This is a genomic window from Allobosea sp. 67-29, from assembly GCF_001898115.1.
GTDB lineage: Bacteria > Pseudomonadota > Alphaproteobacteria > Rhizobiales > Beijerinckiaceae > Allobosea.
The window spans coordinates 440635-452987 of sequence record NZ_MKSQ01000008.1; the positions used below are offsets into that span (position 1 = coordinate 440635).

Consider the following 12353-nt stretch of genomic DNA (forward strand, 5'->3'; position numbering starts at 1 on the left):
GCCCGATCATGGACCGGTTCGGCGATCTCGACGTGTTTGCACATGTGGTCACGACCAAAAGCATGTCGGCCGCCGGCCGGCAGCTCAACCTGTCGCCGGCCGTGATCTCGAAGCGCATCCGGCGCCTGGAAGAACGTCTTGGCGTGCGCCTGCTGCAGCGCACGACGCGCCAGCTCGCCCTGACCGAGGCCGGACAAGGCTTCTACGAGCGCGTCGTCTCCATCCTGTCCTCGATCGAGGAGGCGGAGGCCTGGGTTTCCAGCGGTGCCGGGCAGGTCCGCGGCACGCTCCGCGTCTCGGCGCCCACCTCCTTCGGGCGCCTGCATATCGCGCCGCATCTCAAGCGCTTTCTCGACGCGAATCCCCTGGTGACGGTCGAACTCGTGCTGAGCGACGCCTTCGTCGACGTGGTCGGGGAAGGCTTCGACCTCGCGGTCCGCATCGCCGACCTGCAGGATTCGAGCCTGGTGGCAAAGCGGCTCGCCCCGAATCACCGGGTGCTCTGCGCGACGCCGGGCTACCTTGCCGCCCATGGCACGCCGACCGGCATCGCGGCGCTGTCACGGCACACCTTGATCGCCCACAACGCCGATCACTGGCGGCTCGACGGGCCGGAGGGGCCCGTCTCCGTGCGGGTCAACGGCCCGCTGCGGACCAATTCGAGCGAGGTGGTGCGCGAGGCGCTCCTGGCCGGCGTCGGCATCGCCCTGCGCTCGACCTGGGATGTCGGGCCCGAACTGAAGTCCGGGGCGCTGCAAAGAGTGCTGCCCGCCTACGCCGTCGGCTCGCGCGTTGCGGTCTATGCGGTCTATCCCAGCCGCAGACACATGGAGCAGAAGCTGCGCGCCTTCGTCGACTATCTGGCGGAGCTCTACGGCGCCACGCCCTATTGGGATGCGGGGCTTGCGCTATAGGCCATTGCCCTGCGTCGCGCCTGCGGGGATGGTCGGGATGATATCCGAGGGAGGACAGGCATGTTCGGCGTGCTCGACGGCACTGGGGTTTCGGTTCTGGATCCGCGCTTTCATCGCGTCGTGCCGGGTTCGGCGCGGGTCGAGCGGCTGTGGACGGGTGCGCGCTGGTCGGAGGGGCCGGCCTGGTTCCCCGCCCACAACACCTTGGTCTGGTCGGATATCCCGAACGACCGCATGCTGCGCTACGACGCATTGACCGGTCAGGTCGGCGTCTTCCGCCAGCCGGCGCGCAATTCCAACGGCAACACGGTCGACGCGCAGGGCCGCCTTGTGACCTGCGAGCATGGCGGGCGGCAAGTGACGCGCACCGAGCATGACGGCTCGATCACGGTGCTTGCGAGCCACTATGGCGGCAAGCAGCTGAACTCGCCCAACGACGTCGTGGTCAAGTCGGATGGCTCGATCTGGTTCACCGATCCCGACTACGGCATCCTGAGCGATTACGAAGGCGACAAATCCCCGGGCGAGATCGGCGCCTGCCATGTCTACCGGATCGACGGGCAGAGCGGCGAGATCGCCATCGTCGCCGATGACTTCGTCAAGCCCAACGGCCTCGCCTTCTCGCCGGACGAGAGCATCCTCTACATCGCCGATACCGGCGCCAGCCACGACCCCGAGAACGGCCCGCGCCATATCCGTGCCTTCAAGCTCGGCGCTGACGGCAAGACGCTGGGCGCCTCGAAGGTCTTCGCCACCTGCACGAGCGGGCTCTTCGACGGCTTCCGCTTGGACATCGAAGGGCGGATCTGGTCGAGCGCCGCCGATGGCGTCCACATCTACCACCCGGACGGCACCCTCGTCGGCAAGGTGGCGATTCCCGAGATTGTCGCGAATGTCTGCTGGGGCGGGCCGAAGCTCAACCGCCTGTTCATCTGCGGGACGACCTCGCTCTACGCCGTGATGACCCATACGAACGGCGCGGGCCGGCCCTGAGCCGGCCACCGCCGGCTACACGTCCTGCCCGACATAGTCGGCGACCTGCTGCATGCGCTTCAGCGTGCGCCAGTAGATGTCCTCCATCAGCAGATGGGCGAACTCGCCGTTGCGGCCGATGCTGTAGAGGCCCGCGACGCCGGTTTCGCGAGCGAACTCCTGCCGCCGCCGCTCGTAGCGCGACAGATAGACCGGATAGGCAAAGGGCGTCTTCAGCATGCCGCCGGCGCCGATGTAGCGCGCACGCAGATGCGGATAGATCCGACACAGCCCGTCGAGGCAGATCCGGGCGAGGTCCTCGTCCGACATCGACCAATGGGCATCGCCGACCTCACAACCGATGTCGAAGGTCAGTTGCGTGCGCCCCTCCGGAGCAAGCCAGGGCATAGAGAACGGCGCCTCGGTGACCCGGAAGAACGGCTGCGACCGGTCCGGCACCCACAACATGGTATCCGGCAGGAGATTTCGCCCTTCGAAGCGCAGGTTGACGAAGATCATCGGCCGGTAGCGGAACCGGGCGAGCTCGTCGAGCTTGTCAGTCCCCTCCACGAGGCGCGGCAGAACGTGTACGGGCGCGGTGCTGACCGCGGCCGAGACGCCGACCTCGCGGCCGTTCACCCTGACGGCGACGACACGGCCGCCCTCGACGAAGATGCGCTCGACCCGCGATTCCAGCGCGACGCGGTGGCCGACCCGCTTCAGCGTCGGCTCCAGCAGCCGCGAGACGCCGCCCTCCGGATAGACGTGATAGACGGCCGCGCTTTCCGGCATCTCATGCGAGTATCCGTTGCAGACCGCACGCCCGGTCAGACGCGAGGCGGCCTTGAGATAGAGCGTCTTCAGAACCCCGGCCGAAAGCTTCTGGCCGACGGCCGGCGAGAGTTCCGAGGCCGGAGCGCCGGACCAGGCCTCCGCCAGCGGGATCGCGACGTCCTCGGCCAGCGCCGCCCCGTAGGCATTGCGGAACCAGTCGGCGGCGCTCTCGACACTGCCGGGCTTCAGCCGGGCCGCGAGGGCGCTGGCGGCATAGCGCGGCGAAGCGGCGAGGCCGAACGGATAGGCGTAGCTGCGTCCCCGCAGCGCCACGGCCTCGCCGTAATGGCCGACCGTATGCGAGATGTCCTCGGCTCCCAGCGCACGCGCCAGCCGGTTGCTGACGAAATGCGCCCCGAAATCATAGCTGTAGCCGTCAGCGTCCTTGAACGAAGCGGCCATTCCGCCGACCGCGCGGCCGGTCTCGAACACAGCAGCCTGAAGCCCCCGCCGCTCCAGCTCCGCGGCGGCCGTCAGGCCGGCGATGCCGGCCCCGATGACGGCCACAGGCCGCGCCAGGCGGCGCCAGACCGCCGGCGCCTTGACAGCGATGTTCATGGCCGCTCCTCCGGACATGCCGGCAAGGTCCGGCAGCAATTGCCCTAGCAGGAGCGGATGAATCCCGGCTTGAACCGACCTCGCAATCGAGGAAAGCAATCGTCATGAATCGTTAAGGCTAATCGCGCGGCGGCTGACCGGAGCCTCGCGGCTCGTCCCGGATGCGGGTCAGCACCAGCGGCATCGCCAGGCCGATGACCACGAAACGCACGAGGTGGTGAGCCCCGACATAGAGCGTATCCAGCCCCATGGCGAAGGCGAGCATGGCCATGGCCTCGAGCCCGCCCGGTGCGAAGGCGGCCATGCCGCTGGCGTAGGGCACGCCGGCCAGGAGAGCCGCCGGCCAGGCGAAGAGGAAGGCGACGCCCATCGAGACCGCAAAGCCTCCGACCGCCAGCGGAAACAGGCCGCGAAGCTCCCTGCGCGGAATATGGGCGATGCGGCCGCCGATCGTCGAGCCCAGCAGGATCTGCACGGCGATCTGAATCGGCATGGGCAGGCTGCCTTCCACCAGCCCGGTACCGTGGAAGATCGCGCTGGAGAACGTCGCGCCGAACATCAACGGCGCCGCGAGACCGACGCGCTCGAAGCCCAACCCGAGCACAAGCCCTGCCATGGTCAGCCCGAGCATGACGGCCGGACCGACCGGGCTCAGCACAGGCGCCGGCGCGCCCGCCGACGTGCCGGTCGCCTGCATCAGGCTCGGCAGGAAGGCGACGAGCACCAGAAGCCGGAAGAGCTGAACGACGGAGATGCGGCCGATATTGGCGCCCTTCGCCTGGGCGATCGCCAGCACGGTCGAGAGCGCGCCCGGGGCAGCCGCGAGCAAGGCATCGATCCAGGGCCAGCGCGCGACATGGCGCAGATAGGCCCCGGTCGAGAGCATGATCGCGGCGACGCCGACGAGCAGCATGGCCAGCGAGGCGGGGTAGCGGCCGAGCGCGGCCAGGGCCTCCGGCGTCGCGGCCGAGCCGAGGATCGTGCCCGACAGCAGCATCGTCGAATCGAACCAGGGGCGCCGCAGTGCCGGCAGCGGCCGGATCAGCGCCACGACGGTGCTGAGCAGCATCGAGCCCGACAACCAGGCCGCCGGCATGCCGAGCGTCGCGAACAGGGCGCCGCCGGTCGCCGCGATCGCGATCACGACCGCTTCGCGCCCCAGGATCGCCGATCGCGAGGAAGGGTAGCCGAAAACTCTCATTCTGCCCCGAAGCGCCGCGTCGACGGCGCCGGGCGTTCATGGCCACGGCCGAGGCGGCGGTCAACCGCGCCGCCCGACGGCCCACGCAGGGCCGCCTTGCGCGGCGGGCGGTCAGGCCGCCATCAGCGCCTTCTGCAGCCGGGCCACGGCTTCCGTCAGGTCGGATGACTTGCGGGCGAAGCAGAGCCGCAGGCCCTTCTCCCCGCCCGGGCCGAAAGCGAGGCCCGGCGCCAGCCCGACATTGGCCTTGTCGATCAGATCGAGCGCGAGCGCCCGGGAATCCTCACGGCCGTCGACGGAGAAGAACTGATAGAAGGCACCGACCGGGGCCGAGAGCGAGACGCGGTTGGTCGCCTTCAGCCCTTCGTAGACGATCCGGCGGCCCTCGGCGGCGCGCGCGATCTGCTCGGCGATGAAGCTCTCGCCTTCGTCAAGCGCCGCAACGGCAGCGCGCTGCACGAAGACCGGCGAGCCCGAGGTCGAGTACTGTACGAGGTTCTCGATGACCTGGCCCAGCGCGGTCGGCGCCTCGATCCAGCCGATGCGCCAGCCGGTCATCGCCCAGTTCTTCGAGAAGGTCTGGACGAAAAGGACCCGATCCTCTTCAGCGATGATGTCGTGGAAGGACGGGGCCCGCGCCGAGCCGTCATAGACGAAGCGGCCGTAGATTTCGTCCGCGACGATCCAGATGCCGTGCTTGCGCGAGAGCGCCAGCAGCGCCTCCTGCTCCTCCCGCGTCGCGGTCCAGCCCGTCGGATTGGCGGGCGAGTTGATCAGCATGCCGCGCGTCCTCGGCGTGATCGCGGCCTCGAGCTTGCCGAGATCGAGCGTGAAGCGCCCCTGCTCGTAGTCCATCGGGACGCAGACCGGCCTCGCGCCGCCGACGCTCGCCGCAGCGACGAAATTCGGCCAGGCCGGCGTCGGAATGATGAGCTCGTCGCCGGTGCCCGCGATCATCCGCACCGCGATCTGGAGCGACTGCATGCCCGAGCCGGTGACATAAAAGCGCTCCGGCGAGAAGGGCTGGCCGTAGAGACGCTCGTGATAGCGCGCCAGCGCCTCGCGCAGCTCCGGAATACCGCGCTGCCAGGTGTAGAACGTCTCGCCGGCGGCCAGAGAGCGGGCTGCGGCCTCACGGATGAAGGCGGGGGTCGGCAGGTCACCCTCGCCGACCCAAAGCGGGATCAAGCCCTCCCGCAGCCGGCCGTAATTCATCACCTCGACGATGCCGCTTTCAGGCGCCTCCCGCGCCTCCGGCCGCAGATCGGGGATCAAGGTGCTGCCCGTGGGAGCGACGAAATTCATCGGGTTCAACCTCGCGATTGCCATGGCACAGCTTTAGCCGATGACGGCGCCGCCCGGCATGAAATCGCGAGATCGGGTCGATCGGTCGCGGTGATGAATCGCGACCGATGCGATGCGCCGTCAGACCGTCTTCTGCTTGAGGAGATCGCGGATCTCGCCGAGCAGCACGACATCGTCCGGCTTCGCGGCCGGCGCGGCCGGTGCCTCCGCCTTCTTGGCCTGAAGCATGTTGATGCCCTTGACGACGAGGAACAACACGAAGGCGATGATGATGAAGTTGACCGCGACCGTGATGAAGTTGCCGTAGGCGAGGACCGCGCCCTGCTTCTTGGCCTCCGCCAGCGTCGTCGCGGTGACGCCGCTGTTCAGTCCGACGAAGTAATTCGAGAAGTCGACGCCGCCGAGGGCACCGATAAAGGGCATGATGATGTCGTTGACCAGGGAGTCGACGATCTTGCCGAAAGCGGCGCCGATGACCACACCGATCGCGAGATCGATGACGTTGCCCCGCAGCGCGAATTTCTTGAATTCCTCGAGCATGCTGCACCTTTCCTCAAAATCGCCAGGACCTGCCCATCGGCACGGGCAGCGTAGACGACGCAGAGGTGCCAGGAAAAGCCCGCCGGGGAGCCAGAGCAGCATCAGGCGCGGTCTGCGCGAAATAATCTGGGGACGACCAAGACGAATGACCTGTGGCGGAGCGATTGGCCGGCCGCTAGACTGCCCGAAAACCTGAAACGGAAGGTCATGCGGTCAGCTTTGCGTCGTCGATTGCAGGCAGTCTGGCGGGAGATCGCACAGTGATTCCGGCCTGGTCCGTCGTCCTGGTCGCGCTCGCCTATCTGTGCGGTCTCTTCGCGGTCGCACATACGGCCGATACGTCGGGCCGCCGCCTGATGACCGGGCGCGCGCGCCCGACGATCTATGCGCTGGCGCTCGGCGTCTACTGCACCTCCTGGACTTTCTACGGCTCCGTCGGCTTCGCCAACCTGGCCGGCTTCGACTTTCTCGGCATCTATGTCGGGCCGATCCTGGTGATCGGCCTGGGTCACCGCTTCGTCGAACGGATCGTCGGAATAGCCAAGTCGCAGAACATCACCTCGGTCGCCGACTTCGTCGGCGCGCGCTATGGCAAGAGCGAGCGGGTGGCGGCGCTGGTCTGCATCGTCGCCGTCATCGGCGCCCTGCCCTACATCGCGCTGCAACTCAAGGCGGTCGCCAACTCGCTCTCCGTGTTCCTCGCCGCCACCGGCGGCCATTCCCCCGTCGCGAACGTGCCGGTGCTGAGCGATCTGGCCTTCCTGGTCGCCATGGTGCTCGCCGGCTTCGCCTGCGCCTTCGGCACCCGCCATATCGACGCCACCGAACATCAGGACGGGCTCGTTCTGGCCATCGCCGCGGAGTCCCTCGTCAAGCTCGTCGCCTTCCTCGTCCTCGGCCTCTACATCGTCTACGGGCTGTTCGACGGCATGGGCGATCTCCTGGGCCGTGCGGCCGCAGCGCCCCCGGCGGGGCTGCCGCCGATCTGGGAGCGAACCTCGAGCCTGCCGGGCTTCCTGACGCTGACGCTGCTGTCGGGCTGCGCAGCGCTGCTGCTGGCGCGACAGTTCCACATGGCGATCGTCGAGAACCGCGACCGCCGCGACGTGCGCCGTGCGGCCTGGATGTTCCCGCTCTATCTCCTGCTGATCAATCTCTTCGTCCTGCCGCTGGCAGCGGCAGGAGAAATCCTGATGCCGGGCACCGGCGTCGATCGCGACATGACGGTGCTGCTCCTGCCGCTTCAGCACGGCGCGGGAATGGCCGCGCTGTTCGTCTTCGTCGGCGGCCTGTCGGCGGCGACGGCGATGGTCATCGTCGCCTCGGTCGCCCTGGCGATCATGATCTCGAACCATCTGGTGATGCCACTGCTGCTGCGCGGCCGCAGGGCGCTCAGCGAGCCGAAGGGCGGGACGGCCCAGACCAGCGCCTGGACCTCGGCCAACACCAATCTCGGCGGCGACCTCGGCTCGCAGGTGGTCATCATCCGCCGCGTGAGCATCTTCCTCGTCATCCTGCTGGGCTATGCCTACTACCGCGCGGCCGGCGAGGCCGCCCTGGTCTCGATCGGCCTGCTGTCCTTCGCGGCGACAGCGCAGATCGCCCCGGCCTTCCTCGGAGGGCTGGTCTGGCGACGCGGCACCGCGCTGGGCGCCGTGGCGGGCCTCGCCATCGGCACGCTGGTCTGGGCCTATACGCTGCTGATGCCGAGCCTTGCCATTCCCGGAAGCTGGTGGAGCGACGTGGTCGCCCATGGCCCGTTCGGCACCGACATGCTGCGGCCGGAAGCGCTCTTCGGGCTCGGCATGCCGCCGCTGACGCATGGCGTGGTCTGGAGCCTGGGCCTCAACATCCTCGCCTATGTCGGCTTCTCCCTGCTGCGGCCGGCGAATGCGATGGAACGGCTGCAGGCCAACGCCTTCGTGGAATCCGACCGGGCGACCATGGCGCAGACCTTCTCGCTCTGGCGCACCAGCGTCACCGAAGGCGAGCTGCAGGCGACCATCGCCCGCTATCTCGGCCAGGAGCGCACGGAGCGCGCCTTCGAGAGCTTCAACCTCAGCCGCGGCGAAAAGCCGGAGGCCGGACGCGACGCCGACATCCATCTGCTGCGCTTCGGCGAGCATCTCCTGTCCTCGGCGATCGGGGCGGCCTCCTCCCGGCTGGTGCTGTCGCTGCTGCTGAAGAAGCGCAATCTCTCGACCGAGGCCGCCTTCAAGCTGCTGGACGATGCCTCGGCCGCGCTGCAATACAACCGCGACATCCTCCAGCACGGCCTCGACCATGCCGGCCAGGGCATCACGGTCCTTGACCGCGACCTCCGGCTGCTCGCCTGGAACCAGGCCTTCCTGCGGCTCTACGACCTGCCGCCGTCGCTGGTGCGGTTCGGCACCGGACTCGACGAGATCGTGCGCTACAACGCCGCGCGCGGAGCCTATGGCGACGGGGCTCAGGACGAACTGATGGCGGCGCGGCTCGAAAGCTTCGTCAGGGATCGCGAGCCGGTCCGCCTCAAGCTCTTTCCGTCGAAGACCGTGATCGAGGTGCGGACCAATCCGCTGCCGGACGGCGGCTTCGTCACCACCTACACGGACATCACCGAGACCGTGGCGGGCGAGGAGAAGCTGGAGCGGGCCAACGAGAGCCTCGAGAAGCGCGTCGCCGAGCGCACCGAGGAACTGCTGCACGTCAACGCCGAGCTCCAGCGGGCCAAGGCCGAGGCCGAGGCCGCAAATCTCTCCAAGACCCGCTTCCTCGCGGCCGCGAGCCACGACATCCTGCAGCCGCTCAACGCCGCCCGCCTCTACGCGACCTCGCTGGTGGAGCGGGACCGGTCCGCCGGCCAGCCCGACCTCGCCGAGAACATCGACGCCTCGCTCGACGCGGTGGAGGAGATCCTGACCGCACTGCTGGAAATCTCGCGGCTGGACGGGGGCGCGCTGCGGCCGGAGCTGACCTCGTTCCGCCTCGACGAGCTGATGCGCCAGCTTCAGCGCGAGTTCGAGCCGAGCGCGCAGGAACGGGGATTGAAGCTCGTCTTCGTGCCGACCGGCCTCGCAGTGCGCTCGGACCGGCGCCTGCTCAGGCGGCTGCTGCAGAACCTGATCTCGAACGCCATCAAATATACGCCGAACGGCAAGGTCCTGGTCGGCTGCCGGCGGCGCGAGGGGCAGGTCGCCGTCGAGGTCATCGACACCGGCCTCGGCATCCCGCAGAGCAAGCAGAAGACCGTGTTCCGCGAGTTCCAGAGGCTCGACCAAGGGGCGCGTGTCGCGCGCGGCCTCGGCCTGGGCCTCTCCATCGTGCAGCGCATCGCACGCGCGCTCGACCACGCGCTGACGCTGGATTCCGCCCCGGGCCGCGGCACGCGCTTCTCGCTCACCGTGCCGCGTGCCGCCCCGCTCCCGGCAATGGCCACCGCCACCGCCACCCGCCAGTCTCCGGCCGGGCAGCTCGCCGGAATGCGGCTGCTCGTCATCGACAACGAGCCGGCGATCCTCGACGGGATGAAGCGCCTGCTCGAAGGCTGGGGCTGCCGGGTCACGATCGCGGCTGGCCTCGACGAGGCACTGCCCCATGTCGGCGGCAAGGCCGAGCCGGACGTCGTGATCGCCGACTATCATCTCGACCACGGCAACGGCCTGACCGCGATCAGCTCGCTGAGGGCCCGCGCCCGCGCGCCGATGCCAGCGATCCTGCTGACGGCGGACCGCACGCCGCATGTCCGCGAGGCCGCTGCCGCGCTTGACGTGCACATGCTGAACAAGCCGCTGAAGCCGGCCGCGCTGCGGGCCCTGCTGGCGCAGTGGCGCGCGACGAGGCTGGCCGCCGAATAGGCGTCAGCGTTCGCTGGCGGCGGCGCTGCGCAGGACCTCCTCCGATGCCAGAAAGGCCTCGACCTCGGGGCTGGGCGGCGGGCTTTCCGCCGCGACGCCGATCTCGCGCAGCAGTCGCGAGACCGGCACGTAGGCCTTCGCATCGCGATCGTAGATGGCTGCCCGCACGAGCGCGACGGCGGCAACGATCTCGGTACCGTCGCGCCCGCGCATCAGCATGCGATGCTGCATCACCAACCAGTTCTCGCGCCAGCACAGGATGCGGGTTTCCAAGTCGAAAGTGCGGAAGAGCCGCATCTCCCGCCGGAAGCGGATGGTGCCGGCATTGACCACGGGCACCCAGCGATGCCGCAGGATCGCCCGCCACAGGCCGCTGCGCAGCACCAGATCGGTGCGGCCCAGATCCATCAGCGTCCAGTAGCGGCCATTGTTCAGATGCAGGCTGGTGTCGAGATCGTGGAACCAGACCCGGAAGGGCAGCAGCGAAGCCCCGCCCGGCAGGGCCAGGCGCGGACGCATCCGGAAAGTGGCCAGCAGCCAGAGGAGGCGAAGCCAGAGGTTCATGACCACCGTCGCGGTTGTGGAGAGGCAAGACTTCGATGCCATGTCACGCAAGCGGCACCGCTGTCGATCATGCTATCGTCCGATGCCGCCACAACGCAGCAACGGAGCCTCGGTCTTGCCGACCCTGCACGTCTCGCCACTGTCGAAGCTCGACGCGACCGTCGCCGCCTGCGGCGCGAGCCACCTCGTCTCGTTGATCAATCTCGCCACCCCGGTCGAGCGCCCACCCGGTATTGCCGAAGGCCGGCATCTCTTCCTCGGGATGTCCGACATCAGCCAGCCGACGGAAGGCCATGTACTGGCCGGACGGGAGCATGTCGAACGCCTGGTCGCCTTCGTGCGCGGCTGGGACCGCGCCGCGCCGCTCGTCATCCATTGCTGGGCCGGCATCAGCCGCTCCACCGCCGCGGCCTATATCACGGCCTGCGCCCTGGCGCCGGCACGCGACGAGGACGCAGCGGCCGATGCGCTGCGCCTGGCCTCGCCCTCGGCCACGCCCAATGCCCGGCTCGTCGCCCTCGCCGATGAGCTCCTCGGCCGTGGCGGGCGAATGGTGCGGGCCATCCGGCGCATCGGCCGCGGCGCCGACGCCTTCGAAGGCACGCCCTTCGTCCTCGGTCTGGACTGAGCGCGGACCGGCGCAGCAATTTCATGCGGGTGAAGCACTCCTTGCCGTGAATGATGCGGCATCAGCCGCGCAACGATACAGAAGATTGCTTGCTTTCCATCAATTTTGCGACGATTGATCGCGCGGGAGGCAATACCGGCATCATGACGATCGAACTGGATTCACGCGACCGCTCGATTCTGCGGATCCTCCAGCAGGACGGGCGCATCACCAATTCGGACCTGGCCGAGAAGGTGCACCTGTCGCCCTCCGCCTGCCTCCGGCGCGTGCGCCAGCTCGAGGACAGCGGCCTTATCCGCGGCTATGCGATGATGCTCGACGACAAGATCGCGGGCTTCCCCGGTACGGCCTTCGTCTTCGTCACGCTCGACCAGCAGGGCCGCGCCTCGCTGGAGAGTTTCGAGCAGGCCGTGCAGAACCTGCCCGAGATCCTCGAATGCCATCTGCTGGCCGGCGCCCACGATTATCTGATGCGGGTGATCTATCGCGACAGCGCCGATTTCGAGCGCATCCACACCGACATCATCACGCAATTGCCCGGCGTCACCCGCGTGCAGTCGACGCTGACCTTGCGCACGATCAAGAAGACCTCGGCGCTGCCGGTCTGAGTCAGGAGCGGCGCGAAGCGGGTTGCGGCCAGCCGCGCTCCGGCCGATAAACTCTCCCGCAAAGAGGAATCAGGCCGTGAGCGAAGAGAAGACCAACGCCGATGTCGCCGCCCTGCCCTTCGAGGCGGCAATGAAGGAGCTCGAAGGCATCGTCGCGCGGCTGGAGCGCGGCGACGTCCCGCTCGAGGAATCGATCGCGATCTACACGCGCGGCGAGGCTTTGAAGGCGCGCTGCGACGCGCTGCTGAAGCAGGCGGAAGCCCGGATCGAGCGCATCACGCTCGGCGCCGACGGCAAGCCGACGGGCGCGACCCTGCTCGACGTCGAGAACTGAGCCCCCGGCAGCGCCTCCGCACCGGGACAAACAAAACGAACCAATTTTGCAATGCCGCG

General features: G+C 68.4%; 11 protein-coding genes. 6 read left to right on the plus strand and 5 right to left on the minus strand.

Annotated features, from left to right (window positions below; all coding sequences use genetic code 11):
• The first annotated feature begins 8 nt into the window (after nucleotides 1-8).
• A complete protein-coding gene (locus BGO20_RS08700; RefSeq protein ID WP_291661484.1) occupies nucleotides 9-914 on the plus strand; it encodes a LysR family transcriptional regulator in 906 nt (301 codons plus the stop codon).
• A gap of 60 nt (nucleotides 915-974) precedes the next feature.
• A complete protein-coding gene (locus BGO20_RS08705) occupies nucleotides 975-1907 on the plus strand; it encodes an SMP-30/gluconolactonase/LRE family protein (RefSeq protein WP_291661485.1) in 933 nt (310 codons plus the stop codon).
• Between the two features lie 15 nt (nucleotides 1908-1922).
• Here the strand turns inward: BGO20_RS08705 and BGO20_RS08710 are convergent, their stop codons facing one another.
• The 4 genes from BGO20_RS08710 to mscL form a co-directional block, all read right to left on the minus strand.
• Nucleotides 1923-3278, minus strand: a complete 1356-nt coding sequence (locus BGO20_RS08710) for a protoporphyrinogen/coproporphyrinogen oxidase (RefSeq protein WP_291661486.1) — start codon at nucleotides 3276-3278, stop codon at nucleotides 1923-1925.
• A gap of 118 nt (nucleotides 3279-3396) precedes the next feature.
• Entirely contained in the window at nucleotides 3397-4422 is a 1026-nt protein-coding gene (locus BGO20_RS08715; protein ID WP_291661487.1) for an AbrB family transcriptional regulator, read from the minus strand.
• Nucleotides 4423-4590: 168 nt separating this feature from the next.
• Nucleotides 4591-5784 (minus strand): pyridoxal phosphate-dependent aminotransferase, encoded by a 1194-nt coding sequence (locus BGO20_RS08720; protein WP_291661489.1) that lies wholly within the window; start codon nucleotides 5782-5784, stop codon nucleotides 4591-4593.
• A gap of 120 nt (nucleotides 5785-5904) precedes the next feature.
• The gene (gene mscL / locus BGO20_RS08725; protein ID WP_291661491.1) at nucleotides 5905-6324 is read right to left on the minus strand and encodes a large conductance mechanosensitive channel protein MscL; all 420 of its coding nucleotides are present in this window, start codon (nucleotides 6322-6324) and stop codon (nucleotides 5905-5907) included.
• A 260-nt stretch (nucleotides 6325-6584) separates the two neighbouring features.
• On the opposite strand from mscL, the gene BGO20_RS08730 reads away from it, so the two are divergent.
• Nucleotides 6585-10160, plus strand: coding sequence for a hybrid sensor histidine kinase/response regulator (locus tag BGO20_RS08730; RefSeq protein WP_291661493.1), 3576 nt, complete (start codon nucleotides 6585-6587; stop codon nucleotides 10158-10160).
• 3 nt (nucleotides 10161-10163) lie between these two features.
• On the opposite strand, the gene BGO20_RS08735 is transcribed toward BGO20_RS08730, so the two are convergent.
• The gene (locus BGO20_RS08735) at nucleotides 10164-10724 is read right to left on the minus strand and encodes an acyl-CoA thioesterase (RefSeq protein ID WP_291661494.1); all 561 of its coding nucleotides are present in this window, start codon (nucleotides 10722-10724) and stop codon (nucleotides 10164-10166) included.
• 115 nt (nucleotides 10725-10839) lie between these two features.
• Here BGO20_RS08735 and BGO20_RS08740 point away from each other — a divergent pair, with 115 nt between their 5' ends.
• The 3 genes from BGO20_RS08740 (at nucleotide 10840) to BGO20_RS08750 (ending at nucleotide 12294) form a co-directional block, all read left to right on the plus strand.
• Nucleotides 10840-11352: a tyrosine phosphatase family protein gene (locus tag BGO20_RS08740; RefSeq protein ID WP_291661495.1), complete on the plus strand. Its 513-nt coding sequence runs from the start codon at nucleotides 10840-10842 to the stop codon at nucleotides 11350-11352.
• A 143-nt stretch (nucleotides 11353-11495) separates the two neighbouring features.
• Nucleotides 11496-11960, plus strand: a complete 465-nt coding sequence (locus tag BGO20_RS08745; RefSeq protein WP_291661497.1) for an Lrp/AsnC family transcriptional regulator — start codon at nucleotides 11496-11498, stop codon at nucleotides 11958-11960.
• A gap of 76 nt (nucleotides 11961-12036) precedes the next feature.
• Nucleotides 12037-12294 (plus strand): exodeoxyribonuclease VII small subunit, encoded by a 258-nt coding sequence (locus BGO20_RS08750; RefSeq protein ID WP_291661499.1) that lies wholly within the window; start codon nucleotides 12037-12039, stop codon nucleotides 12292-12294.
• Nucleotides 12295-12353 lie beyond the last annotated feature (59 nt).